Raw genomic sequence first — 26,834 nt, 5'->3', positions numbered from 1 at the left:
CGTTTAGCTCTTATCAGTGGCTACCATATCTCTTAATGTAATAGTACGGGCCAGTTTATGTAATGCTGTTTCGTGGTTTTTAACGTAAGGATTATCCATGTCCCAAACGTAACCTGCCAATACCGAGCAGATCTGGCTTTTCACAAGTGGATCCTGGTTATCGGCAAAAAATATGGTATCCAAAACACCCTCGTACCATGAGGTAACATACGAGCGGAAGGTGTTTACACCCTGCATCATGTGCTGCATGTATTCTTTGTCCCAATCTACGGCTTCGCCGTTAAGCTTGCGGATCACCAGTTTGGCTGCCGTTTGGCTCGATACCGTTGCCAGTGTTACGCCCGATGAAAATATGGGATCTAAAAACTCGGTCACGTTGCCGGTAAGCACAAAGCCATCGCCATAAAACTTATCTGTAGTGGCCGACCATGACTCCAACACCCTTGGTGTAAAGGCAAACTCCACATTCTCAAAACGCTCTGCAAAATAAGACTGTGAGGCAATCAAGCCACGCAAAATCTCTTCGTCTGATCCTTCGTATTGCTTAAAAAACTCCGGGTTGCCCACAAAACCTAAGGAGGTAATACCATTGGCAAAAGGAATGATCCAGATCCAAACGCCGGGCTGGTGTACTACGATGGTAATGCGGTTGGGCTCATCGGCCATGGAGCGCTTTTTATCAACAGTATGCACAAACAGGGCTTTACGCGGAATCTGTGTCGATGGTCTGTCGAGGTTAAATAGTTTGGGGATCACCCTGCCATAACCGCTGCCATCGATGATAAAACGGGCTGAAATTTCTGTTTGATTACCATCTTTATCTTCTACCGTAATAACCGAGTTTTGACCGTTGAAAACAATGTTGGTAACCGTGGTTTCGTAATGAACAGGAACGCCCATTTTTTCGACGGTATCGGCTAAAGTTTTGTCGAAATCGGCACGCGGCACTTGCCAGGTCCAGTTCCAGCCGGGGGTGAACTGATCTGCAAATTGATAATCACAGATCTTGCCGTCTTTCACAAATTTGGCGCCTGCTTTTTGCTGAAAGCCTTTTTCGCTTATGGCATCCATAAAACCGGCTTCGGTTAGCGCTTCCATGCATCGTGGCAGCAAGCTTTCGCCAATCACAAACCGCGGGAAAAGCTGTTTCTCTACAATTTCTACCTTAAAGCCTGCCTGGTGTACGATAGAAGCTGCCACCGTGCCCGCCGGACCGGCACCTATCACCAATACATCTACCTGTTCTGTGTTCATGTTATGAAATATCCTGTTGTGATTTGGTTAAAATGATAGCCGCATTACATCCCCCAAAGCCAGAGGCTATTTTGAGGCAACTGTTAAGCGGCGTTGATATCAATTGGCTGCAAACGTTTACCGGGTTAGCACCGCCCTGTTTGCTAAAGCCTTTGGTAGGAATGATGGTATTTTGCTTTAATGATTGAGCAGAAACGATGGCCTCTATCAATCCCGAAGCGCCCAAAGTATGCCCGTAAAAACCTTTCAGGCTATTGAGCGGAACATGCTGCAAACCGGCCAGCGTTACGGCTTTTGCTTCCATTTCGTCGTTATAAACGGTCGCTGTACCATGGGCAGATATAAAATCAATATCCTCAGGCTTTAAGCCGGCAGCATCCATCGCTTTATTGATGGCGTAATATAATTCTTCGCCGGTGCGTGAAGGGCCTGAAATATGGTTGGCATCATTGCTTATTGCACCCGAAACTAATTCAATAGCTTCTCCGGTTGGTTTGTCTGTAGATAGAATAACCGTAGCCGCGCCCTCGCCCAAATTGATACCATCACGATCTGCATCAAATGGTTTGCATAAGCCTGGACTAACAGCCTGAAAGGATTGAAAACCAGATAATACAAATTTTGAGATCACATCGGCCCCGGCAATAACTACATGATCATACTGGCCGGACTGGATCAGCCGCATCCCGGTGATCATGGCAACCAAGCCGGAAATACAAGCATGTGAAACTATTATTGGCTCATTAACAAAGCCGAAATATTTGGCTATCTTTTTGGCGGAAGTATGCAGAGCTATGCGCTCATCCAATTCGGGACTTGATTCTTCGGTTTCCAACAGGCTGATATTGCCTTTGGTGCTGGAAATGATCAGAACAGTTTTTTTATCCGATATTTTTTTATCGACACCATGCAAGGTTTCGGTTAACGAAGCGATGAGAAGATGCTCGAATTTGGTAAAGCGTTCATCGATTTGAAAATATACTTTTTCAAATAGCGATGCAAAAAAAGGATCTTCGGACAGGGCTTTATCATCGTGTTGCCTCACGCCTGAAACGCCGTTAACCAGGTGCTCAAAATTTTGAGTGGTGGTAGCCCCTAACGGCGAGTAAACATTATCGGCAACAAGGTAAACCTTCTTCATCACGGCATTCTGTTATATCAATCCCTGTTTTTGCTTCCAATCCAGAAAAAAATCCGGATTGGTGAGTTGCAATTCAAAATTATCACGGCGTACAAAAACCTGTGTTGTCGATCCTTTAACGATAAGTTCGCCGGTTTGGGCGTTGAGTAACCTGTAAGTAAAATTGATCTTCGCCGACTCGGTAGGGGTGTAGGTGGTTTCGATGATCACCTTATCCTCGTACCGCAAAAAGCGTTTGTAATCACAGTTCACGTTAACTATCGGTACGACATAGCCTGCATTATAAACATCCATATAACCCAAGCCGTATTGTTTACCGAATGCCTCGCGACCATCTTCAAAATAGCGGACATAATTGCCATGCCAAACCACGCCCAGCATATCCACATCGCTGAATTTGACTTCAATCTCAATAGTATTTATTAGCGATTGCTGCAAAACCTTAGGGGCTTAGTATTTTTTGAAAAGATCGAAATCAGCGCCAAAATCGTCCAGGATTACCGGCCATGGGTGTGCCCAGTAATTTCTAAAACCAAATCCACGGCTGTTGCCAGTGCGGAAAACGGTATATAAAACCGTTTTATTATCCATATCAACAAAAGTTACCCAGGCGCCCCCTTGCGCCCGCCCTTTATCCATGCCTTCAACAATCAGCAACATGCCGATGCCTTTATTACCTAAAAAATCATAGTTTTTAATCAATGCATCAATATCTTTTTCGGTCAGCGTTTTGAAATGACCGGGATCAGTATCAAAGAAGTTTTTGGTAAGCGCGTTGTTAACTTTTTCGGTAACATTCATTGCAAAATGAACGGTATCGCGGTGAACCGCCCTGGCTGGGTTATATTTTTTAGGTTCTTTTAGAAAGAAATTTTCCCATAGGGGGATGTATTTGCCAACAAATTCGGCATTGATCACCTCCCGTCTGTAAGCTTCTTCCGAACCGATAAATTTCATTTGTGAAAAGTCCAGTCCCAACCATGTTATCGGTGTTTTTTTGTCAAATACCTCGGCTTTGGTTTGGGCAGATGCGGGCTTCAGGGAAGTGCTTAATAAAGCTATTAGTAAACTCAGTTTAATTGCGGTTTTTTTCATGGTTGATATTATTGTTGGGGTTGTATAAATATTTTCATTTCGCATTGGGCCAATGTTTCGCCCTTGCAGGTAATTTTTCCTTTAATGATGGTAACATCGAAAACCTGGTTTTCAATTTTTACTTCCGTTACAACGGTGTCACCAACCTTTGGCAAAGCAAATACTTCCAGGTTTTTTACTGCACCAATAAAACCCGGCTGCACTGGTTTGCTCAGTTGCTGAGCGGCGTATCCGGCGCCCGCGGCGGCGGTTTGGGCAATGTTCTCTGTTAGGCCGGCCTCGCTTAGTTCTCCATCATTTACCAATACATTATCAGCTTGTACCAGAAGCGTAGTAACTGTAGTATCATCTGATGCTGATAACAGCGTATCAACCATTACAAACGGCGGGCGCTGGGGTATCAATGCTAAAATATCCTGTGTTGGTAAGGTCATTGCCAAAAATTATAATAGTTGTACCACTGCTCCGGATACGTTTTTACCTTGTTTTCAAAGCTGATGATAAAGTCACCGATCAATTGCTCCATGCCTTTGCCTCTGCCCAGATCTGAATAATCCTTTATCGGGCTGGCGAAAAAGTGATAATGCAATGCGCTTTCCTTTAAAGCGTAAACAAAAGTTACCGGGACTTTAAATTTTTCGGCCATGACGAAAGGCCCTGCCGGGAATTTCGCATCCTCACCTAAAAACTCCCTTGTTATAGTTTTATTGCCTTCGATATACCTGTCGGCATGCATACAAACCAGCTCATTGTTCTGGAACGCCGCGTTTATTTTAAATATGTGCGACAGGTCGTTTTTGATGACAATGATGTTTATTTTCCGCTCGCCGGTCACCGAGTCCATGTACTGCTTAATTTGCCTGTCCTCGCCATCAAACATTACAATGTTAATGTGGGTGTTTATATGGTCAAGCAGTTCACCTGCTATTTCCCAGCTGCCGATATGCGAGCTAAGCAGTAATCCGCCCTTGTTCATGGCCGCAATCTGCCTCAGGTTATCTATCCCATCAAAATTAAAAGTGAACTTGTTGGGGATGCCCGACATGATCACCACCTTATCAATAATGCTTTGCCCAAACAGGTAATAGTTGCGGTAAAGCTTTAATATTGATTTTACTTTGCTGAAACCAAGTCGCTTATGGAAATAGTAGTATGTTCCTTTTGATGTTTGCCACGAAAACAGGAAATAGTAAAGCGCCACAAACCTCAGCATAAAATAAGCGGGCATTACGCCAGCTGTTTTTAAAACACTTACAAAAATGCGGTAGCCAAGGGTATTTCCTTTAGATTTTCCCTGCCAGGCGGGCATTATGCAAGCTCCTTAGGTTGTACGCGTGATAGTACGTAATCGTAAAAATCCTGGAAGGTAACAATACCCGTAAAATCCTCAGGTTTTACTTTGAACCCAAAGTTGCTTTCAATTACTACAACAAGGTCTATATAATCAAGACTGTCAAGGTCGAGGGTTTCTTTCAGATTTGCTGTGGGCACCATTTTATCTGCATCAACCTCAAATTCTTCGGCAAGGAAGCTGTTGATTTTTTCTATGATCTCTTCAATTTGCATAATGGCTTAGTTTAAATATATTTTTTAATAATCAGGGACGAATTGGTGCCGCCAAACCCAAACGAGTTTGACAGGAATGTATCTATATTTTTTTCGACGGTTTCGGTTGCGATATTAAGCTTCGCCGAATCTTCATCGGGGTTTTCAAAGTTAATGTTGGGTGCCACAAACGAGTTTTGCATCATCAGCATGGAATAAACAATTTCGCTTGCGCCAGCCATCCAGCACTCATGACCGGTCATGGATTTGGTTGAGCTTACCAGCGGTTTGTAGTCGCCGAACACCTCATCTATGGCTTTGGCTTCGCTGGCATCACCGGCAGGGGTAGAGGTGGCATGAGCATTGATATAGTCAATTTCAGATGCCTGTATACCGGCATCTTTTAATGCCATATTCAACGAGCGTACCGGCCCTTCAACCGTTGGGTTTGAAATATGCCCGCCGTTTGATGAAAAGCCGTAACCAACAATCTCGCCCAAAATGGTAGCGCCTCGTTTCAGGGCCGATTCCAGGCTTTCCAAAATCACAGTAGCTGCTCCGCCGCTTGGAACCAGGCCGTCGCGGTCACGATCGAACGGGCGGGAGGCTTTAGCAGGGTCGGCCTCGTGTACAGAAAATGCCGAAAGTGCATCAAAACTGCCCATTGAATAATGACTGAGTTCCTGTGCGCCGCCGCAAATAATGCAGTCCTGCATACCACTTTTGATGAGGTGGTAACCCATCCCTATAGAGTGCGAACCGCTGGCACAGGCCGCGCTGATGGTAAAGTTAACCCCGCGCAGCTTGAAGATAGTAGCCAGGTTCATGGTAACGGTGGAGTTCATGGTTTGAAAAACCGCCCCCGAACCAATAAGCATGGTGTCTTTTTTTTCGCGGATGATATCTGTGGTTTCGATAACTGCTTTTGCCGTACTGTCGTTGCCGTATAAAATGCCCACATCGGTTTGGGCGATGTAATCGGCATCGATACCCGCTTGCTGTAATGCTTCGGTGGTGGCTATATATGCATATTCGCCTTGCTCGGGCAACATGATACGCGCCCGGCGATCAAGCGTACCTTTAAGGTTGGGCTTTTCAACCGCGCCGGTAAGGCCCGAGCGATAACCAAAATCTTTACGGATAGCATCATAAACAATGCCCGACCTGCCGGTATAAAGGGATTCCTTAACTTCATCAAGATTTTTCCCAATACACGAATAGATACCCATCCCTGTTATCACAACCCTATTCATATTTGAGCAAAAACTGATAGTACATAGTCAACAAAATGTGATAAAAATACAAAAAAATAGAACTTAATCTGTTTTTGTATATGTAGCGCCTGTTTAATGTTTCAAAATTCGGCTATTAAAATACCTGTATCTTAATAGCTTATAATTAAGTTTATATTAAGAGTTAATTACGCTTGTGTTTGTTACTGTTGAGCGGAGGACAGTGCGATTCCCCTCTTGAGAGAGGTGGAGGGGTGTGTTTCTGCTCTTTGCTTTTCGCTTGCATAACACACCCCTGCTTTCGCGCATTCCTCCGCGCCCACTCTCAAGAGGGGAGTTTCTTTTTTTCTTGCGCCTCTAAAGCAAAATATGTCATTGCGAGTAACCATCAGGGGAGCCCTGAAAAAAAATGAAATGACATGCATTGCGATGAGAAGTAAGATATTTGTCTTGAACATCGGGCAAACTACACACCCCGTATAACCCTTGGGGCCTTTAAGAGCCCGCTTGCGAGTTTGGGACTGTCGCTTTTTGCAAAAAACATTATAGGGAACCACCAGTTCTGACCAACTGGTGGTTTACCGCGCTTTTAAGCTTAGACTTTTTAAAGCGGCAGAGTTTGCCCTGTTTTTTAAAAATATGGGCAAAGCTAAACAAAACAAAAAGAAGAAGGGGGCAGGAACTCCTGCAGGTTCAAAAAAGATGGAACGATTTGGGATTCTTTACCCCAGATCAGCCGGGATCGATGTAGGGAGTATGCTCATGGTCGTATCTTACACTGATTCCAGGGATCAGATCCACCTGAAACAGTTTGACAGTTTTACCTCCAGTCTTAATAAACTGGCCGACTTGCTACAGGGGGAAAAGGTGGAGATCGTAACGATGGAATCAACCGCCAACTATTGGATGCCCCTGCATAGTATCCTTGAGTCCCGGGGCATAAAGGTGGTGATGATCAACCCAAGCCATTATCGGAATGTATCGGCACGAAAAACGGATATTAATGATGCGCAGTGGTTGCATAAGCTGCTTACCCATGGCCTTTTACGCGAATCACATATTGCGCCGGCCTTTTACCAGGACCTGCGGCAATATATCCATGAAAGGCAGATCTGCCAGGACCAGAAAAGCGATACACTCAACCGTATCCAAAACACCCTGACCAAAATGAATATCAAGTTCCAGCACCTGATCAGCGATATTGAAGGTGTATGCGGTATGAAGCTTTTGCGGATGATCTGCTCAGGGATCTCAGATCCCGAAAAACTGCTTTGTAGCATCGATCATAAACGGCTAAAAGCAAGTCAGCAGGAATTGCTCCATTCTCTTGAAGGAGACTACCGGGACAGCCGGGTCAATACACTCAGGGGCAGCCTAAAGGCATACGACTTTTTTAAAGAGCAGATGCTTTATTATGAGCAGCACATCGAACAAACGCTTAAACTATTGGCACCGGAGATAAAAAGCTCAAAGAAGCAGAGCATGGTCCGCAAGAATCAATATCATATCAACTTAAAAGATTACCTAATAGCCATATTAGGCGTAGACCTGACAGCAGTGGAAGGCCTGGATGAGATCGGCCTGCTAACGATACTGGCAGTAACAGGGCCCGATATGAGCAAATGGCCTACCGCAGGCCATTTTACAAGCTGGTTAAACCTGTCACCCCGTCCTAAAATAACAGGAGGCAAGCTGGTAGGCTATGAAAAACGGATCACACACAACCCGGCTACCCAGGCTTTCAGGCTTGCGGCAAACTGCCTATGGCAAAGCAAGGGCCCGTTAGGACAGCAATACCGAAAATTAGCTGCAACCAAAGGAAAGGCTAAAGCTATTAAAGCAGTGGCCAGGAAAATAGCCGTGATATTCTATAATATGATACTCAAACAACAGGCTTACGATAGCAGTAAAGTTCAACAGGATATCGAATTACAAAAGGCAAGAAAGATCAGCCGTCTGCAAAAAGAAGCTCAAAAACTTGGTCTTACTCTCCAAAATGCAGCTTGATTATGAATGTCTTACAGGCACGTCATTATAAGGAGGAACGACGAAGCAATCGCATGCTATACAGGGCGGATACGCCTCCGTGCGGTTGCCACGCTTCGCTCGCAATGACATGGTTTATTACTTTCTTGCCTTACGAATAAAGCCCACCATTTATCGAAAGCACCTCTGCCGTAATGTAAGCCGCTTCCGGCGACGCCAAAAAGCCTACAGCATGGGCAACCTCTTCCGGAGTGCCAAACCTTTTTAACGGCACCATCGCTTTCAATTCCTTTTCATCAAGCCCGGCAGTCATATCAGTTGCAATAAAACCCGGAGCTACGGCATTTACGGTGATCCCCCTGCGGCCAACCTCTTGCGCCAATGCCTTGGTTGCACCGATAACACCTGCTTTGGCTGCCGAATAATTCACTTGTCCCGGCAAGCCTTTTAACCCTGAAAGCGAAACCACGTTCACAATCCGGCCGTATTTTTTAACCAGCATTCCGTTAAGGACTAAACGCGTAACGTAAAAGAAGCCACTTAGGCTCGTATTTATTACGCCATCCCATTGCTGGTCTGTCATCCACATCATCAGGCCATCGTCTTTAACGCCGGCATTGTTTATTAAAACTTCAATGTACTTTTCGGTATTGGTTTCTATCCAGCCGCCTAATTTTTGCTGGATATCGTTCTTGTCGGCCACATTAAATTGAAGCAATTCGCCATCGCCGCCGTTCTCCCTGATTTGGGCGAGGGTGTTGTTGGCTTCATCGATATTGCCTTTATAATTAACCAGTACATAATAACCCATAGCGGCCATTTTGTAGCAAATGGCCCTGCCAATTCCTCTTGAGCCGCCGGTTACTAATGCACAATTCATATGATATTTTTGGTGTTAAAAGGTTTAATAATTTCAGGAAATAAGTTCGGCCATTTCAAAATAGGCTTTCACTTGTTGCAGATCCTGGTATTTGGGTTTATCCTCAATAAATGTAGGAAATATAGCCCTTAAGTCTGTATAAACTTTGTTGGTTTGGGTAGATAGGCTGTTTGCGCAATCAAGATAGTCGACAGCCTGTAGCAGGGTCATGGCCTGAATAGCCAGCACCTCGAAACTGTTATCGATCACTTTTTTTGTTAACAATGCCGCGTTACAACCCATGCTTACAATGTCCTGGTTGTCATTATTATTCGGGATACTGTGTACGTACATCGGGTACGAAAGGGTTTGGTTTTCGGCAACGGTTGAGGTAGCCGTGAATTGCATACCCTGCATCCCGAAGTTGAAGCCTAACACACCTAAATTTAAGAACGGCGGAAACTTCTGGTTCAGCTTATCATTGAGCAAATAATTCAGCTGCCTTTCGGATAACATGGATATGCGGGTAATGGCAATTTTGAGCTTATCCATTTCCAGAGATACATAATCGCCGTGAAAATTGCCGCCGTGGAAAATGTTATGGTTTTCATGATCGATAACCGGGTTGTCATTCACGGAATTAAGCTCATCAACAACCACATGCTCTGCCTGTGCAATGGTATCATACACCGGACCGAGAATTTGCGTTACACAACGAAGCGAGTAGTATTCCTGAACTTTATCCTCAAAAACCTCCTGATCGATATTTTCGGGATTATATAAATGCTCAGAGCGGCTACGGGTCATTTGGCTATCCTTCAGGATTTCCCTCAATTGCGTGGCAATAGCATTTTGCCCTTTGTGATGTTTAACCCTGTTTAGCTCGTGCGAGTAATGGTCATCAAAAGCGCCCACAACCTCGTTGATCATGGCTGACAACATTACCGACCAGCCCAGCAGTTTTTTAGCACGAATAATATTCAATAAACCAATCCCCGTCATGGCCGAAGTACCGTTGATAATGGCCAGACCCTCGCGGATATGGATCTGAAGTGGCTTGATGTCCAGTTGTTCAAAAACGGAAGCAGTTGGTTGTACCTCTCCGTTATAAATCACCTCGCCTTCGCCAATTAAAACCAGTGCAAGGTGAGCCAACTGTACCAGGTCACCGCTGGCGCCTACGCCGCCGTGTTCAAATATGCAGGGGCTTACGTTTTTATTGATAAGTTCGGCAAGGAGGTTTATCAGTTCGGGGCGTACGCCCGAGTGTGCCTGCATAAAGCTGTTAAGCCGGGCAAGCATGAGGGCTTTTACCAACTGGGGCTGCATCAAACTGCCGCCGCCCGAAGCATGGCTGCGGATGAGATTATACTGTAATTGCAAACGGTTTTCATCACTTACCTTATATTGCGCCATTGGGCCAAAGCCGGTGTTAATGCCGTAAATGAGCTTGTTGGATGAAAAATTGCCGAGAAAAGTAAAGCTTGCTTCTACCTTTTGCAGTGCCTGTTCGTTGGGGGCAATTGCAGTGTTATTAAAAATTACCTGGTAAAAATCATCCAGTGTAAGGGTTTTTCCTCCAACCTGTAGTATGGGCACAGTAGTTTTATTTAATAAGGTTTGATTACTCTTTTTCACAAAATCAGGGCGAAAATAAGGTAAATGTTCGGATTTGAAAATAACACCGCCGCCGCTCGCCTCTGGCGAGTGGAACTATTAAACGGCCTCTGGCCGACGGGTATTGCGAGAGAGACAAGTAAATATAAGTATCGAAATGGTACCTTTGATAAGGCACCTTATTGTTAAATGAAAAGAGTTCAAGCACAGAAGCCATTTATTTACTACGAAACACTTAAACAGTGGGAGATTATTACCGTTGTGATTTATGCTTTAATAACGGTGGTTATAATACTCTCTCCATTTGTTTTTGACATTGAAACAAGGCAGAACTCCGTTATTTTTTATGCGATACTAACTCAATTGTCTTTGCTCTTTTTGCTATACGTGTCATTAAGAAATTTTAGATCATATCTTATTTGGTTGGGTTTCGGAATAATACATTTTATGCTTTTTTTATGGTTTCAGAACGACACTGAATTGGATGCCGGAATGGCAAATCCATCGGTCGCTCTCGCCAATACACTTCCTTTACTGTTGCTTTTTCAACTGTTAAGGTTCTTTAGTATAAATACACAGCAGAAGGAGTTCGGTGTGCCGTCAAAAGGGGGAAGAACAGATTGGATTGAAGACAAGAAAATAACAGGGATAGATTGCTTAGCTGGCATAATTTATTTCGGTGCGTGGTTGGGACTTTCTTTGTGGCGTTTTGGCCGTTAATGGCCATTACTTCTATATCAGGAAAGGTATTTTGCTGCTCTGTCCCTTAATGATATATCTCCACACAAAAATTTAACGTTTAATTTAACCTGAAACGATAACTTTGTAAAGCATTAAACGTAAACCCACAAAACTCATTGATAAAAACCTGGACTGAAGCCGGTACGTGCGATTGAATGATATATGACGGATAATTTAGAACTTATACAGGCAAAGTTTAAACAATTACAGGTATGCGTTATTATACCCACCTATAATAACCAGGGTACGCTGGCCGCTGTTATTACCGATGTTTTAGCTTATACCGATCAGGTTATTGTGGTAAATGATGGCTCGACCGATAGTACTCCTGCCATTATCCAGTCATTTCCGCAGATTCAATCAGTTAGTTATACCCAAAACGTAGGTAAAGGCTGGGCGTTAAGAAAAGCTTTTGAGTTTGCTACGGAACAAGGTTATCAACATGCTATCACTATTGATTCGGACGGACAGCATTTTGCCGCAAACCTGCCTGCCTTTATCGAAAAGCTGGAACAGGAGCCAGATTCGCTGATCATAGGTTCGCGTAATATGGAGCAATCGTCGGTGCCGGGTAAAAGCAGTTTCGGGCATAAATTTTCTAACTTTTGGTTTTGGGTGGAGACAGGCATTAAATGCCCGGATACGCAATCGGGTTATCGTTTATATCCGATTCACCTGCTAAAAAACAGCAATTTCATCACCCGTAAATACGAGTTTGAAATTGAGGTAATAGTTCGTGCTGCCTGGAAAAACATTAAGATAGATTGGGTTCCCGTAAAGGTTTACTACGCCCCAAAGGAAACACGGGTATCACATTTTCGCCCCTTTCAGGATTTTTCACGCATCAGTGTGTTGAACACCATACTGGTGATCATCACTTTTGCTTATATCAAACCGCGCGATTTTTTCAGGATGCTTTTTGATAAAAAAAAAGCCACGCAAATGCTGAAAAATCTGTTCTTTAACCCCGAGCATTCGCCGCAGCTTAAAGCTAAATCCGTAGCCTTTGGCGTTTTTATGGGGATTGTGCCCATTTGGGGTTTTCAGTTGCTGGTGGCTATTTCGCTGGCCTTTCTGTTCAGGCTCAATAAGGCCATTGTGGTTACGGCGGCGCATATCAGCGTTGCGCCTATGATCCCGGTTATCATTTTTCTGAGTTATAAAACCGGTAGCCTATGGATGGGCGGCAAGGATGTGGATATCCCTTTGGATAAAATTTCGCTTAAATCCATTGGCGAACATTTGGAACAATATCTTTATGGCAGCATTTCGCTGGCAATTTTTGCGGGTATTATAGCGGGATTCCTCACTTTTGCGTTACTAAAGCTGTTTAAGCGGAGGCCTGTCCCCGCTCTGTAATTCATGGAAAAAATCCTGGTAGGCATCTATAATTATTTCAATATCCGCAAGCCACTGTTTTATACTGTGTTTGCGTTAAGCTTTGTGCTTATCGGTTTTTTTGCTTCGCGGATAAGGTTTGAGGAAGATATTTCCAAAATACTGCCGAAGGATAAAAAGATAGAGAAGCTCAACTATATTTTTCAAAACTCCAAGTTTGTTGATAAGCTGGTGGTGATGGTATCGTTAAAAGATTCCACGCAACAGCAGCCCGATAGCCTTATTGCTTTTGCTGATAACTTTACCGAAACCGTTCAGCAGAAACTTTCCCGGTATATCAGCAAGATCAACGCAAAGGTAGATGATGGGCTTGTGCTGGCGCTTTTTGGCACTATCAATAAAAGCCTGCCTATTTACCTAAATGAGCGCGATTATTTAAATATCGATACGTTGATCCGGCCCGATCAGATAAAAGAAACCCTTGCCCGCGATTTGCGCACACTAACTTCGCCTGCCGGGTTGGCATTGAAAAGCATGATCAGTTCAGACCCGGTTGGCATCTCATACCTGGGCCTCAAAAAATTACAGCAACTGCAATACGACGAAAATTTTGAACTGTACGATAGCTACGTGATGACCAAAGATCACAAAAACCTGTTGCTGTTTATCACACCGAAATACTCACCCAATAACACCGGCGAGAACGCGATAATGCTTAAAGGCATCGACAAGGTTATCGATAGTTTACAAACTAAAAACTATAAAACGGTTAACTGTAGCTACTTCGGTACTACGGCTGTATCGGTAGGCAACGCCCTGCAATTGCGCAGGGATTCTATGTTTACGCAGAGTATTACCGTAGTTTTCCTGATCGTGTTCCTGGGTTTTTATTTTAGGAAGAAGCGCGCCCCTGTTGTGATTTTGGTGCCAGTTTTGTTTGGTGCATTGTTTTCGCTGGCTGTGGTTTACTTTGTAAAAGGTAGTATCTCGGTAATAGCATTGGGTACGGGTTCGGTGGTGTTGGGGATTGCGGTTAACTATTCGCTGCACGTGTTTAATCACTATCGCCATACCCGCAGTATTGAACAGGTGATCCGCGATCTGGCCATGCCGCTTACCGTGGGCAGCTTTACCACTATCGGCGGGTTTTTTTGCCTGGAATTTGTAGAGTCGGAAATGCTGAAGGACCTTGGTTTGTTCGCGGCATTTAGTTTGATTGGCGCTTCATTTTGCTCGCTGGTATTCCTGCCGCATTTTATCGCCTCCAAAAAAGAACAGGATCAGCATACAGCGCAACTTTCGTGGATAGACAGATTATCGGCCTATAACCCCGAATACAATAAATTCATTGTTTCGGCTATTGTAATTCTCACCGTAGTATTCAGCTATACAGCCCGGAACGTGAGTTTTGAAACGGACATGAACCGCATGAATTTCATGACCGATAAACTCAAAGCATCCGAAGCTAAACTGAATGCAATTAATAAATACGCCCTGCAATCGGTTTATTTCCTGGCCGAAGGCAAAACATTAGATGATGCGCTACGGACTAACGAAAAGCTCTCTGCACAGATAGAATTACTGAAAGAAAAGAACATTGTCAAAAAATACTCCGGCGTATCATCGCTTATCATTTCGGACTCCTTACAAAAAGCCCGCATTGCCCGTTGGAATAATTATTGGACAGCCGAAAAGAAACAGAGGTTAATGGCCGTAGTGCTTAAAGAAGGTGCTGCCTTAGGTTTCAAACCATCTGCTTTTGATCATTTTTACGAACTCATCAATAAAAACTTTAAACCAGTTGGCCAGGATGAAATGGCCGGCATCCGCAAAAGTTTGTTGGATGAATACATAACCGAGCGACCGGGCAGAGCGGGTGTAATTACATTGGTTAAGATCTCACAAGCTGATAAAGCCAAATTGTACAACCTGTTCGAAAATTCGCCAAATGTTACCGTTGTCGATAAGCAATACTTAACAAACCGTTTTGTTGGTATCATCAGCAATGATTTTACCAGTATCGCGGTGATGTCGTCATTGCTGGTGTTTACGGTGCTGCTGCTTACTTACGGGCGTATTGAGCTTACGCTGGTTTCTTTTATCCCGATGTTTATTTCCTGGATCTGGATTTTGGGATTGATGGGCTTGCTGGGTATTCAATTCAATATCGTGAACATTATTATATCGGCCCTGATATTCGGTTTGGGTGATGACTATAGCTTGTTTATTATGGATGGGTTGTTACAGGAATACAAAACCGGCAAAAAGAATTTATCGTCATACAAGTCGTCCATCTTTCTATCAGCCATTACTACGGTTGTGGGTTTGGGGGTGCTGATCTTTGCCAAACACCCGGCCTTGCGTTCTATCGCGTTGATCTCCATCATCGGCATAGTTTGCGTAGTGATAATGGCTCAGATCCTGATCCCGTTTTTGTTTAACGTCCTTATAAGAAACCGGGTGCGAAAAAAACAATTTCCCTGGACTTTGAGTGGCTTCGTAATCTCGGTTTTTGCCTTCACTTACTTCGTAAGCGGATGTTTGTTATCAAGCTTGATCGGCTTGTTCCTTATCAAGCTCAACCCGTTTAAAGGGCCAAGGAGCAAATATGTTTATCATGCTATCCTGTCTAAGTTTTGCTGGTCGATGATGTACATTATGCCTAACCTGCGTAAGCGTGTGGTGGATAAGGACAAGTTTGAGAAGCCAGCCGTGGTGATCAGTAATCACCAATCGTTTTTAGATATTTTGGTGCTGATCATGCAGCATCCTAAACTGATCCTGTTTACCAATCATTGGGTCTGGAGTTCGCCGGTTTTTGGGGCTGTGGTGCGGATGGCTGGTTATTTCCCGGTGGCCGAAGGCGTGGAGCAGAATATTGATGAACTGGCCGAAAAAGTGAAGCAAGGCTATTCGATGGTGATTTTTCCTGAAGGCAGCCGCTCGCCCGATGGCAAAATGAAGCGTTTTCATAAAGGGGCTTTCTTTTTAGCCGAACAATTAGGTATGGATATCCTGCCCATCATGTTGCACGGAACCGGCTACAACATGACCAAAGGCGATTTCCTGCTGAAGAATGGCACAATAACCATAAAATACCTGCCTCGTATTGCTGCCGGTGATGCTTCATTCGGTACAGGCTACGCCGAACGCACCAAAAATATCAGCCGTTATTTTAAAGAGGAATATCAAAAGTTAAGCACCGAAATTGAGCAACCAGCTTATTTTAAAGAGCAACTGTTTTATAACTACCTGTATAAAGGCCCGGTGCTGGAATGGTATATGCGCATTAAAGTACGGTTGGAAAAAAATTACCAGGTGTTTCATGATCTGCTGCCTAAACAGGGCAAAATGCTTGATCTGGGCTGCGGGTATGGCTTTATGCCCTACATACTGCATTTTGCAGCGCCGGGGCGCAGGTTTACAGGGGTTGATTATGATGAGGAAAAGATAGAAGTAGCCAACAATTGTTTCAGCAAAACGGCTGAGATCAATTTTGTTTATGCCGATGCGCTTGCTTTTGAAATGCAGCGATACGATGTCATTATCATGGCTGATATGCTGCATTATTTACAGCCTGCTGAGCAAAAGCAACTGATAGAAAAATGTATTGCCAATTTAAATCCCGGCGGCAAGCTCATCATCAGGGACGGTAATAAAGATATGGAGGAAAGGCATAAGGGAACTGAGCTCACTGAAACTTTTTCGACCAAGTTGCTTGGCTTTAATAAAACGGGAGTAAATGGTCTTTCGTTCCTTTCGGGGAAAATGCTGCGGGATATAGCCGCAGTGCATAATCTTTCAGTCGCCGAGATTGACAACACGAAATACACCTCAAATATTATTTTTGTGATTAAAAAGGAAGGGCAGCCGGTTTAAATGGACGATAAGTTTGATGTACTGATCATTGGCAGTGGCATGGGCGGTTTGGTTTGCGCCGATATACTCGGTCGTGAAGGTTACCGGGTTTGTGTAGTTGAAAAAAACAAGCAGCTTGGCGGCTCGCTGCAAACCTACGTACGCGACAGGGTGATCTTTGATTCGGGGGTGCATTATCTCGGCGGGCTCGATAAGGGGCAAAATCTATATCAGATCTTTAAGTATATCGATATTATTGATAACTTGAAACTGGAAAAGCAAAACCCCGATGCCTTTGATAAGATCATGATCGATCATGATCCGGTTGAGTATCCGCAGGCTCAGGGCTATGATAATTTCATCAAACAACTGCTGGTTTATTTCCCGAACGAAGAGCCTGCTTTGCGCGCCTATTGCGATAAGCTGAAAGAGGTTTGCGACAAGTTCCCGCTGTATAATTTGCGCTCGTCGGATGATTTTTATGAAAAGGCCGATGTGCTGGAGGTGGACACGGAGGCTTTCCTGGCATCTATCACCAATAACAAAAAACTGCAGCAGGTATTGGCCGGTAACAATTCTTTATATGCCGGGCAGGCCGATAAAACACCGCTCTACGTTCATGCGCTTATCCTTAACAGCTACATTGAAAGCTCCTGGAAATGTATTGACGGCGGCTCGCAGATTGCTAAACTCATTGCCCGCAATATCCGCAACAGGGGCGGCGTTATCATCCGTAATAAAACCGTGAAAAAACTGGTAGAACAGGATGGTAAAATAGCGTATGTTGAACTGCAGCATGGCGAAAAGCTGTATGCCGGTCATTTTATATCCAACATTCATCCGGTGAAAACATTGGAGATGACGGACTCGCAGATAATCAAGAACGTGTACCGTAACCGTTTGAAAAGCCTGGAAAACTCCGTATCGTCGTTTACCATTAACATCGTATTTAAAAAAGATACGTTCAAATACTTTAGCCATAATGTTTATAGTTTTAAGGACGGACAGGTATGGCACATGGCCGATTATACACAGCAAAACTGGCCGCTGGGCTATGCCGTGTTCATGACGCCATCTTCAAAAAATAAAGAATATGCCGATGGCATGACCATATTGGCCTATATGCGTTATGAGGAAGTGAAGCCATGGGAAGATACTTTCAATACGGTATCAGACGAAGCTTATCGCGGAGAAACTTATGAACAATTTAAAAAGCGCAAAGCCGAAGTTTTACTGGATGATGTGGAACTGAAATTTCCGGGTTTACGGGAAAAGATCTATTCGTACTACACCGCCACGCCACTTTCATACCGTGATTATATTGGCAATGATGATGGTTCGCTTTATGGCATTGCCAAGGATTATAAACACCCGCTGAAAACGTTCATTTCGCCGCGTACCAAACTGCCTAATTTGTACTTCACTGGGCAAAACCTTAATTTACATGGAATTTTAGGCGCCGCCATGAGCGGGATTGTAACCTGTTGCGCTTTGTTAGGCAATGATGATCTGATAGATAAAATAAGAAATGCGTAACAGGAAATTTAGCTGGAAGCGGTTTGGGAAAAGGTTACTGTACACAGGCCTTGTGTTTGTGGGCTTGCTGCTCATTGGCTTTATTTACCTGTACTGCGTAGCGATAGATTACCCACCCAAACCAGCCGATCTGAGTAGTTTGCAATTACAACGAAAGCAACCTTCGCCGGGGTTTTATACCATTAATAACAACTGGTTCCGGAAAAGTAAGAGTGGTTTGTTTGAAATGTATGTAGAGGGTAAGCCTTTTGAGCGCGGGGTCATCAACGGTAAGCTGAGCAAAGAGCTGGTAGTAAACCAGGAGGTTTATTTTACCGACCAGATCAATAAGATCATCCCTTCAAAATCCTACCTGTCATTCCTGAAATATTTTATAGCCTGGTTTAACCGCGATTTGGCTAAGAACGTAAGCGAAGAATATAAGGAGGAGATCTACGGCATCTCCAAATCCGCATCGGATAAGTACCAGTACATCGGCTCCAATTATCAGCGCATCCTGAATTACCACGCCGCGCATGATATCGGTCACGCGCTGCAAAGTATGGCCTTGGTGGGTTGTACCTCGTTCGGCACCTGGAATGATCGCTCGGCCGATGGTACCATGATAGTAGGTCGCAACTTTGATTTTTATGTAGGCGATAATTTTGCGCATGATAAAATAGTGGCATTCTTCAGTCCAAGCGAAGGACATAAATTCATGACCATAACCTGGGGCGGCTTCGTCGGCGCGGTATCCGGCATGAACGAAAAAGGACTGAGCGTTACCATCAATGCCGACAAAACCAATATCCCATCAGGTTCGGCTACGCCGGTATCTTTAGTGGCCCGTGAGATCTTGCAGTACGCCAAAAACATCAAAGAGGCCATCACAATAGCCAAAAAGCGCAAAATGTTTGTGTCCGAATCATTCCTGGTAGCTTCGGCCGAAGATAACAAGGCCGTAGTAATCGAGAAAACACCCGATACGCTGGATGTGTATGATCCTCGCCAAAACTATATTGTTTGCGCCAACCACTTTCAAAGCAAAGGACTGGCACACTCTAAAGAAAACCTGGTGCAACTAAGCAATAGCGCTTCGCCCTATCGTTACCAGCGTTTAATGGAACTGCTGAATGCCGAAGGCAAGAACACCGTGCAAAAAACAGTTGATATTTTACGTAACCGCCATGGCCTGCATGGTGAAGACATCGGCATGGGTAATGAAAAAGCGCTGAACCAGCTGATAGCGCACCATTCTGTAGTGTTTGAACCACAAAAGCTGCTGGTTTGGGTATCAACCTCGCCATGGCAGTTAGGGCAGTTTGTGGCTTATGATTTGAAAAAGATCTTCGCCATGAAAGGCATGCAAACTGATCGTGAAATTATGGATACCGCGCTTACCATTAAGCCCGATACGTTTTTGAACACCCGGGCTTATCGTAATTTTATAACCTATCGTACGCTGAAACAAAAAGCTTTTGACGGTGAAGAGATTAACCCCGATAGCGTGGTGGCCAGCAATCCGCAATTTTACCACGCGTATGTGATTGCCGGCGATTATTCGTTTAAACATAACGAGTATAAAAAAGCCCTCGGGTATTACAAAACGGCTTTAACCAAAGTAATTGCCACCGTAAACGAGGAAAACTATATCAAAAAGCAGGTTGAAAAATGTACTAAAAAGGTAAGCTCATGACAGTTTTAGGTGTAGGTATTGATATGATAGAGGTGGAGCGCGTGCAAAGCAGTATTGCTAAAGAACAGGGTTTTCGTGAGCTGGTATTTTCGGCAAAAGAGATAGCCTATTGCGAGGGTAAGACCAATAAGTATCAGCATTATGCCGCCCGCTTTGCCGCCAAAGAGGCTTTTTTTAAAGCATTAGGTACGGGCTGGCTAAAAGATACCGCTTTTAGCGAAATTGAGATCAGCAATGATGAAAACGGCAAGCCCATTTTAGAACCTACCGGCGAAAGCGCGGGAGTGATTAACCGTAACGGGCCGTTAAAAATTTCCGTATCATTAACCCATTTGAAAACAATGGCATCGGCCGTGGTAATTATTGAACAGTGATAACACAACACCCTAAACCATTAGCACACCAACCCCAACACGAGGTTGTAAAATACCAGGAGCAAAAGCTGCAAGAGTTGCTGACTTACCTCAGCCAAAATTCGCCTTTTTATAAAGACCTTTTCGCAGCACATCAGATCGATATCAACCAGGTCAAAACGCTTGATGACCTGCGCTTGATCCCGACAACCACTAAAGAAGACCTGCAAAAACGTAATGATGATTTTTTATGTGTGGATAAGGGGAGGATCATTGAGTACAGTTCCACTTCCGGCACTTTAGGCAGCCCGGTAACTATTGCCCTTACTGAAAATGATCTTGAGCGTTTAGCTTATAACGAGTACAATTCTTTTACCTGTGCCGATGGTTCGGCGGCTGACCTGTACCAACTTATGCTCACGCTCGACAGGCAGTTTATGGCCGGAATGGCCTATTATTCGGGCATCCGCAAAATAGGGGCGGGGATTATCCGTTTAGGACCGGGTGTGCCATCGTTACAATGGGAAACCATTTTACGGCTGAAACCTACAGCAATCGTAGCCGTGCCATCGTTCATTTTAAAGCTGATCCAGTTTGCACAGGAGCATCATATCGATATCAATGCATCATCGGTAAAAAAAGCGGTTTGTATTGGCGAGAATATCCGTAATACCGATTTCAGCCTGAATATCTTAGGCCAAAAGATCACCGAAGCCTGGGATATCAAGTTGTATTCAACCTATGCCTCTACGGAAATGCAAACTGCCTTTACAGAATGCGGCGAGGGCAGGGGCGGCCATCATCAACCGGAGCTATTGATTGTTGAGGTATTGGATGAGCACAACAACCCCGTTGCTCCGGGTGAATCGGGGGAGGTTACCATTACCACGCTTGGCGTTGAGGGTATGCCGTTATTACGATATAAAACCGGGGATATCTGCCATTATTTTGATGAGTCCTGCGCCTGTGGGCGTACCAGTATCAGGCTATCTTCCATAGTAGGCCGTAAAAAGCAGATGATCAAGTTTAAAGGCACCACGCTTTACCCGCCGGCTTTATTTGATTTGCTCAATGGCATGGAAGAGATCAAAGATTTTGTAGCCGAAGTGTATCCTAATGAGATAGGCATGGATGAAGTGCTGCTGCACTTGCTGCCCATTAATTATACCGATGAATGCGATCGCAAGATCCGCGCTAATTTGCAGGCCCGCTTAAGGGTAAGCCCGCATATCACTTATCTTAAAGCCGACGAAATGCAGAAACTACAATTCCCTGAAGCGGTACGTAAGCCGGTTAAATTTATCGACCGAAGAAAATAAGCGATTATGTGTTAAATTTGCGGCATGCATAATGCCGATATCCTGGGCCGGTTAACACAACAGCTTGAGCTGCCGTTTAGTAACCCGGTACTTGTTTTTTCGCTGATATTGTTGATCATATTACTTGCTCCAATCATCATGGGCAAGTTCAAAATTCCGGGTATTGTGGGTTTTATTATGGCTGGCATAGCGGTTGGTCCGCATGGGTTAAACCTGCTTACCAAAAACTCGGCGGTTGAGCTGTTCTCTACCATTGGGCTGCTCTATATTATGTTCATTGCCGGCATCGAGCTTGATCTGAACGAGTTTAAGCAGAAGAAACATAAAAGCTTTGTGTTTGGCTTTTTTACTTTCTGCATCCCAATACTGATCGGTTTTCCTGTTTGTTATTATGCGCTCGGTTATTCGTTAATAACATCGGCCTTAACGGCCAGTATGTTTGCCACGCATACACTGGTGGCCTATCCCATAGTGAGCAAATATGGCGTCGCAAAAAATGAGGCCGTCGCCATAAGTGTAGGGGGCACCATATTGACCGATACCGCCGTACTGATTTTGCTGCCTGTAATTATGGGCGCTAAGGATGGGGGGCTGGGTTTCGGCTTCTGGCTGCAGCTGATGATTTCGCTTTCGATATTCGCGTTCATCATGTTTGTGCTGATCCCGCCGTTGGCAAACTGGTTTTTTAACCGCTATCGCGATAGTAAAACACTGCCATATGTGTTTGTGCTTTTTATTGTGTTTGTGTCGGCCTTTTTATCCCAGCTGGCAGGGGTTGAACCCATTATAGGGGCCTTTGTGGCGGGGCTTGCTTTAAATAAAGCAGTACAGCAGTCATCAACCCTAATGAGCAGGATCGATTTTGTGGGTAATGCCATATTTATTCCATTCTTCCTGATCAGTGTAGGTATGCTGGTTGATTTGCGTGTGCTGGGCCGCGGACCGCAGGCTACCATTGTGGCAGTGAGCTTAACGCTTGGAGCCTTGCTGGGTAAATGGCTGGCGGCATTATCTACCCAAAAAATATTCAAATATTCGGGCATACAGCGTAACCTCATTTTCGGTTTAAGCAGTGCACATGCCGCGGCTACCCTTGCCATTATTTTAGTGGGATACAAGGCGCAGATTATTGACGACAACATCCTGAACGGCACCATTATATTGATACTGGTTACCTGCGTGGTAGCATCATTTGCTACAGAGCGCGCCGCTAAAAAGGTGGTTGCACCAATTGAAGATCCCGAAATTTTATCAGAACCCCAAATTACCGGCCACGAGCGGGAATGATACCAGTAATTGCTTATAAATTTGTTTTTACGCCCGGTTCCAAAATCCTGAGCTGGCCGCCAATACCCAGCGCGTTAAATGACTGCTGCAGCATCTCGCCCGTTTCGGTATAATGCGACCAGCCCTCAAAATGCACCGGAATAATGGTAGCATCAGGAAAGGCAAAGGCGGTATCAATAGCATCATTAGTACCCATAGTTACGTTGAACGGGCCGCGGGGTTTGGCTGCCCCGGCAAAAATGAATACATATTGAGGTTTAAATTTTTCTGCAACCTCCTTTACGCCATCGTAAAACACAGTATCTCCCGTGATATAGATCTGGAGCCCGGCGATAGTTATAATAAAACCCGTTACATCACCGGTAAGTTTTTCGCTGCCAGCAGGGCCATGCCTTGCAGGTGTACCGGTTATAACCACTTCGTCGTTAAGCGCTATACTTTCCCATGGTGCCAGGCCAAGGGCATTGCCGCCTAATCTTTCGGCGCCTATTTTGGTGGTTAATGTTTTATCAACCTGTTTAAGCAGCTCCCGGCCGGCGTGGTCAAGATTATCGCCGTGCTGGTCATGACTTAGTAAAACCACATCTATTTTACCGATGTCGGTAGTAGCCGGGCCTTCGGTTTTATGGTAGGCAGGCTTATCGTTGATCATGAATTGCTCACCCGCGGGGTCAAGCGTAGGGTCGGTCATGAGCCTTAAGCCGCCGATCTCCAAAATGATGGTTGGTCCACCCAGGTAGGTTACATTAACTTCGCTTTTCATGGGTTCATAATTTTAGTAGTGTCTTCAATTATTGATTGCATCAGCACGGCTGCTTTGGTGTGTTTCAATATTGGCGCTATTTGCCCGCCCCAAAACAAAATCATATCCCATTTTTGCTGCTCAAGCGCGGCTTTTCTCAAAGGCGACATAAAAGTTGTTTGCAGGGGAAAGGGTAAAAATTCGGCTTCCTTTCCGGCCAGGTCTTTAGCAACCCTGCTGGTAATACCCCGGCCAAGCCTGCCGGTAAACGCGCGGGATAAGGTAGTATATTTTGCCGCATCCGAAAAAAGCATTTGCCTGTGGATAGGAAGCGCACCCGATTCATCAACGGCCAAAAACGCTGTACCTATCTGCACGGCATCGGCACCCAGTGTTAAGGCTCCGGCTACCCCCGGCCATTAGCAATGCCCCCGGCGGCAATAACGGGCACTTTTACTTTCTCCTTAATTAATTGAAGTAACACAAAAGTACCGGTGGTTGATGATTCGGCGGGGGCAAGGAATGATGGCCTGTGACCGCCCGCTTCAAAGCCCGAGGCTATGATCAGGGCCACCCCGCTTGCCTCCAATGCTATAGCCTCATCCAGCGTGGTAGCTGCGCCTACAGTAACGATGCCTAACTTACGGCACTGCTCCATCACATCGGCAGGCAACGTGCCAAACATAAAGCTGAATACTTTTGGGCGTAGGTCAAGGATCACCTGTAACTGGTTTTCGAACCGTAATTTAAAAGGATCGGGCTTGGGCGGCAATGGGATCCTGGCTTCATCAAAATAGGGTTTAAACAATTGTGTTGCATGTTCATACTGCGCATCGGTAGCTGCACCGTCAGGTGCATCAGTTTCCGAAACCCATATGTTAATGTTGTACGGTTTATTGGTTGCTGCTTTGATCTGTTTATCTACTGCTGCAATTTCGGGCGCGCTCAGGGTGTAAGCCCCGTAGCCGCCCAGCCCGCCGGCATTTGATACCGCGGCTACCAATTCAACCGACGATAAATTACCGCCAAAAGGCCCCTGCAAAATAGGGTAATCAATACCTAATAGTTCCGTTGCTTTTGTGTTATACCACATGGTTTTAGTATTAAATCGATAGTACAAAGTCTGAAGTCGCAAGTCTGATTTTCTCTTTTCTCCACTTAGAACTTATGCCTTTAGACTAAAGGTCAATTTATCACTGAAACGAAATTAATTCGTATCGCTGATCATTTTATTTACAATGAGCCACTTGCCGCCGAGTTTATGGAATGATAAAAACTCATGATAGTTAAAATCGTACATTTTTACCTGTACTTCGGCAACTGCAATTGAATTTACTGCTTTAACAGAAATGATTTTCCCGTTAAATGGTTTGCCCGAACCCTTAGGGCTTACCCTGTTTTTTACCCCATCCAGATAAATATCCAATGTTTTGGCATAAGGCTGTCCTTTTACATCGCCAAAAAGCAGGGTGCCGGCATTCATTACCTGGTTTAACAAATCCAAATTACCTTCATAAATCCCTTTGAAGTAGTAATTTTCAAGCGCCTGTTCAATGGCAGCTTTGCTTTGATCGTTAGTTTCCATTTTTATTGATAAATTAAACATTATGCCTGCCGCTAAGCAAGGCATAATGCAATTGCTAAAAGAATTTTACACTCAATTTAAATTATGGCCTGCCGCCATGCCTCCATCAACATTGATAATGGCCCCGCTGATGAAATTGTTTTTGGCAACGGCGTACACCATTTGGGCTACATCTTCAACTTCGCCCACCCGGTTCAGCAGGTGTAATCCTGCGCTTTGGTCGGCATCATCACCGTGCATTGGGGTACGGATAGTACCGGGCGCAATGGTATTTACCCGGATATTATCTTTACCAAACTCGCCGGCCAGTTGTATAGTAAGCGCGTGGATTGCACCTTTTGATGCCATTTGTGCTGTAATGGGAACTCCGCCAAGAGCATGGTTAACCAATGGTGTACCTATATTGATCACCACACCATCATGCTGTTTAAGCATTTGCGGAATCGCAGCCTGGGTGGTGAAGTAAGTACCTTTAAGGTTGGTGTTTAAAAAACGGTCGAGGTAGGCTTCATCAACTTCAAGAAACGGCCTGGTTTCAAAAATACCGGCGTTGTTGATCAGCACGTCTACGCTTCCAAATTTATCAAGGGCTGTTTGGGCCAGCTTTTCGCCTGTGGCTTTATCGCTTACGTTTCCAGCAACCATGGCCAGGTTATCGCCAGCGCCCAACTCCTGGTAAACAGCTTCCAGTTTATCGGCGGTTGTTGAGTTGATGACTACGTTATCGCCCTTTTCTAAAAAATAACGGGCTATTTCTTTACCGATACCGGATGATGCTCCGGTAACGATTATTGTTTGCTTTTTCATTGTTTTACTTCTTGTCGGCAGTGATGCCTCTTTCTCTTAATACTGATGTCTGTTCGCCGGCATATCCCCAATCGTCCAGCTCAATTTCGCTAATCACTACATGGGTTAAATGCGGGTCTTTGTTCAGGGTATCGGTAATCAAATCGGTTACACCCTTTATCAGGATTTGTTTCTGCTCGCGGGTAACACCTTCGCGGGTCAGTTCAATTTTTACGTATGGCATGGCTTTAGTTTTTAAGCAAAAGCTGTTTTAAACAGCTTTTGCGGTTATGTTTACATTCAGGTCAAAATCGTTGTAGATAAGTGTATCGCCCAGGTCTTTAAAAAAGTTTCCGGAACGAAACCTCATACCATATTTGGTACGGTCCACCACAACTTTACCGGTTGCGCTTACCGTATCGGCAGCGCGGCTAACTTGTGCATCAAAACCTACAGCATGGGTAATACCTTTTATGGTCAGGTCGCCGGTGATCCGATAAGTGCCGTTGCTGCCTTTGTTGATCGCAGTAACCACAAATTGAGCTTCGGGATAATTTTCTGAATTAAAAAAGTCGTCGGAAGCAAGGTGGCCTGCAAACTGGGCGTTGGTAGCCGGGTCAGTTATGTCAAGAATTTTAATAGAGGTGGTGTCGATATCGAATTTACCGCCGGTTAATTGCCCATCTGCAAAAGTTAAAGAGCCTTCTTTTATAGCGATGGTACCATTGTGTGCGCCTGTAACTTTACGACCAATCCAGTCGATGTTACTTTTAGCGCTGATGATTTCAAATTTTTGAGTTTCCATTTTGTTATGTCTTTAATGACAATACAAAGTTGGGGACTAATGGCCTCGAAACTGTGTGACCTACATCACAATTGAAACAC

General features: G+C 44.6%; 24 protein-coding genes and 1 pseudogene. 9 read left to right on the top strand and 16 right to left on the bottom strand.

What is annotated here, in order from left to right; genetic code table 11:
* Positions 1 to 3: 3 nt before the first annotated feature.
* From DIU38_RS26015 to DIU38_RS25980, 8 genes are read right to left on the bottom strand one after another with little or no spacing between them, the layout of a single operon-like run.
* The gene (locus tag DIU38_RS26015; RefSeq protein ID WP_112656518.1) at positions 4 to 1,254 is read right to left on the bottom strand and encodes an NAD(P)/FAD-dependent oxidoreductase; all 1,251 of its coding nucleotides are present in this window, start codon (positions 1,252 to 1,254) and stop codon (positions 4 to 6) included.
* 1 nt (position 1,255) lies between these two features.
* Entirely contained in the window at positions 1,256 to 2,395 is a 1,140-nt protein-coding gene (locus tag DIU38_RS26010; protein ID WP_112656520.1) for a beta-ketoacyl synthase N-terminal-like domain-containing protein, read from the bottom strand.
* Positions 2,396 to 2,407: 12 nt separating this feature from the next.
* Positions 2,408 to 2,833: an acyl-CoA thioesterase gene (locus tag DIU38_RS26005; RefSeq protein ID WP_208057709.1), complete on the bottom strand. Its 426-nt coding sequence runs from the start codon at positions 2,831 to 2,833 to the stop codon at positions 2,408 to 2,410.
* Between the two features lie 12 nt (positions 2,834 to 2,845).
* Positions 2,846 to 3,490: a hypothetical protein gene (locus DIU38_RS26000; RefSeq protein ID WP_112656522.1), complete on the bottom strand. Its 645-nt coding sequence runs from the start codon at positions 3,488 to 3,490 to the stop codon at positions 2,846 to 2,848.
* An 8-nt stretch (positions 3,491 to 3,498) separates the two neighbouring features.
* Entirely contained in the window at positions 3,499 to 3,924 is a 426-nt protein-coding gene (locus DIU38_RS25995; protein ID WP_112656524.1) for a 3-hydroxyacyl-ACP dehydratase, read from the bottom strand.
* Positions 3,921 to 4,799, bottom strand: coding sequence for an LpxL/LpxP family acyltransferase (locus DIU38_RS25990; protein ID WP_112656526.1), 879 nt, complete (start codon positions 4,797 to 4,799; stop codon positions 3,921 to 3,923). The genes DIU38_RS25995 and DIU38_RS25990 overlap by 4 nt, the downstream gene beginning before the upstream one ends.
* Positions 4,799 to 5,056, bottom strand: coding sequence for an acyl carrier protein (locus DIU38_RS25985; RefSeq protein WP_091222634.1), 258 nt, complete (start codon positions 5,054 to 5,056; stop codon positions 4,799 to 4,801). Before DIU38_RS25985 ends, DIU38_RS25990 begins: the two co-directional genes overlap by 1 nt.
* An 11-nt stretch (positions 5,057 to 5,067) precedes the next feature.
* Positions 5,068 to 6,288 (bottom strand): beta-ketoacyl-[acyl-carrier-protein] synthase family protein, encoded by a 1,221-nt coding sequence (locus DIU38_RS25980; RefSeq protein ID WP_112656528.1) that lies wholly within the window; start codon positions 6,286 to 6,288, stop codon positions 5,068 to 5,070.
* 618 nt (positions 6,289 to 6,906) lie between these two features.
* Between DIU38_RS25980 and DIU38_RS25975 the strand changes: the two genes are divergently transcribed.
* Complete coding sequence (locus DIU38_RS25975; RefSeq protein ID WP_243770656.1) at positions 6,907 to 8,274, top strand: IS110 family RNA-guided transposase; 1,368 nt, start codon at positions 6,907 to 6,909, stop codon at positions 8,272 to 8,274.
* 130 nt (positions 8,275 to 8,404) lie between these two features.
* Here DIU38_RS25975 and fabG read toward each other — a convergent pair whose 3' ends face one another.
* Together fabG and DIU38_RS25965 are read right to left on the bottom strand one after the other, a co-directional pair.
* On the bottom strand, positions 8,405 to 9,133 hold the full coding sequence (gene fabG / locus DIU38_RS25970) for a 3-oxoacyl-ACP reductase FabG (protein ID WP_112655886.1): 729 nt from the start codon (positions 9,131 to 9,133) through the stop codon (positions 8,405 to 8,407).
* A 33-nt stretch (positions 9,134 to 9,166) separates the two neighbouring features.
* A complete protein-coding gene (locus DIU38_RS25965; protein ID WP_243770657.1) occupies positions 9,167 to 10,750 on the bottom strand; it encodes an HAL/PAL/TAL family ammonia-lyase in 1,584 nt (527 codons plus the stop codon).
* Between the two features lie 168 nt (positions 10,751 to 10,918).
* Between DIU38_RS25965 and DIU38_RS25960 the strand changes: the two genes are divergently transcribed.
* From DIU38_RS25960 to DIU38_RS25925, 8 genes are all read left to right on the top strand, one after another.
* Complete coding sequence (locus DIU38_RS25960) at positions 10,919 to 11,449, top strand: hypothetical protein (protein WP_112655888.1); 531 nt, start codon at positions 10,919 to 10,921, stop codon at positions 11,447 to 11,449.
* A 183-nt stretch (positions 11,450 to 11,632) separates the two neighbouring features.
* On the top strand, positions 11,633 to 12,829 hold the full coding sequence (locus DIU38_RS25955) for a DUF2062 domain-containing protein (RefSeq protein WP_112655890.1): 1,197 nt from the start codon (positions 11,633 to 11,635) through the stop codon (positions 12,827 to 12,829).
* A 3-nt stretch (positions 12,830 to 12,832) separates the two neighbouring features.
* Positions 12,833 to 16,687: a 1-acyl-sn-glycerol-3-phosphate acyltransferase gene (locus DIU38_RS25950; RefSeq protein ID WP_112655892.1), complete on the top strand. Its 3,855-nt coding sequence runs from the start codon at positions 12,833 to 12,835 to the stop codon at positions 16,685 to 16,687.
* Positions 16,688 to 18,202 (top strand): phytoene desaturase family protein, encoded by a 1,515-nt coding sequence (locus tag DIU38_RS25945; RefSeq protein WP_112655894.1) that lies wholly within the window; start codon positions 16,688 to 16,690, stop codon positions 18,200 to 18,202. It begins immediately after the preceding gene.
* Positions 18,195 to 19,877, top strand: a complete 1,683-nt coding sequence (locus tag DIU38_RS25940) for a C45 family autoproteolytic acyltransferase/hydolase (RefSeq protein WP_112655896.1) — start codon at positions 18,195 to 18,197, stop codon at positions 19,875 to 19,877. The genes DIU38_RS25945 and DIU38_RS25940 overlap by 8 nt, the downstream gene beginning before the upstream one ends.
* A complete protein-coding gene (gene acpS / locus DIU38_RS25935) occupies positions 19,874 to 20,251 on the top strand; it encodes a holo-ACP synthase (RefSeq protein WP_112655898.1) in 378 nt (125 codons plus the stop codon). The genes DIU38_RS25940 and acpS overlap by 4 nt, the downstream gene beginning before the upstream one ends.
* On the top strand, positions 20,248 to 21,549 hold the full coding sequence (locus tag DIU38_RS25930; RefSeq protein WP_243770658.1) for a phenylacetate--CoA ligase family protein: 1,302 nt from the start codon (positions 20,248 to 20,250) through the stop codon (positions 21,547 to 21,549). The genes acpS and DIU38_RS25930 overlap by 4 nt, the downstream gene beginning before the upstream one ends.
* A 24-nt stretch (positions 21,550 to 21,573) precedes the next feature.
* The gene (locus tag DIU38_RS25925) at positions 21,574 to 22,836 is read left to right on the top strand and encodes a cation:proton antiporter (protein ID WP_112655900.1); all 1,263 of its coding nucleotides are present in this window, start codon (positions 21,574 to 21,576) and stop codon (positions 22,834 to 22,836) included.
* 13 nt (positions 22,837 to 22,849) lie between these two features.
* Here the strand turns inward: DIU38_RS25925 and DIU38_RS25920 are convergent, their stop codons facing one another.
* From DIU38_RS25920 to DIU38_RS25895, 6 genes and pseudogenes are all read right to left on the bottom strand, one after another.
* Positions 22,850 to 23,599, bottom strand: a complete 750-nt coding sequence (locus tag DIU38_RS25920; RefSeq protein WP_112655902.1) for an MBL fold metallo-hydrolase — start codon at positions 23,597 to 23,599, stop codon at positions 22,850 to 22,852.
* Positions 23,596 to 24,671 (bottom strand): annotated as a pseudogene (locus DIU38_RS34235) (NAD(P)H-dependent flavin oxidoreductase). Before DIU38_RS34235 ends, DIU38_RS25920 begins: the two are co-directional and overlap by 4 nt.
* Positions 24,672 to 24,785: 114 nt before the next feature.
* Positions 24,786 to 25,163 carry a nuclear transport factor 2 family protein gene (locus DIU38_RS25910; protein WP_208057710.1) on the bottom strand — a complete coding sequence of 126 codons (378 nt, stop codon included), beginning with the start codon at positions 25,161 to 25,163 and terminating at the stop codon, positions 24,786 to 24,788.
* A 72-nt stretch (positions 25,164 to 25,235) separates the two neighbouring features.
* Positions 25,236 to 25,970 (bottom strand): SDR family NAD(P)-dependent oxidoreductase, encoded by a 735-nt coding sequence (locus DIU38_RS25905; protein WP_112655908.1) that lies wholly within the window; start codon positions 25,968 to 25,970, stop codon positions 25,236 to 25,238.
* A 4-nt stretch (positions 25,971 to 25,974) separates the two neighbouring features.
* Complete coding sequence (locus DIU38_RS25900; protein ID WP_090533605.1) at positions 25,975 to 26,193, bottom strand: tautomerase family protein; 219 nt, start codon at positions 26,191 to 26,193, stop codon at positions 25,975 to 25,977.
* 27 nt (positions 26,194 to 26,220) lie between these two features.
* Positions 26,221 to 26,754 carry a YceI family protein gene (locus DIU38_RS25895; protein WP_112655910.1) on the bottom strand — a complete coding sequence of 178 codons (534 nt, stop codon included), beginning with the start codon at positions 26,752 to 26,754 and terminating at the stop codon, positions 26,221 to 26,223.
* Positions 26,755 to 26,834 lie beyond the last annotated feature (80 nt).

Origin of the sequence: Mucilaginibacter metallidurans (genome assembly GCF_003286435.2) — a bacterium.
In the GTDB taxonomy this organism is placed as follows: Bacteria; Bacteroidota; Bacteroidia; order Sphingobacteriales; family Sphingobacteriaceae; genus Mucilaginibacter; species Mucilaginibacter gossypii.
The sequence above is the reverse complement of the archived record's forward strand: the minus strand, read 5'-3'. Positions and strand labels throughout refer to the sequence as shown.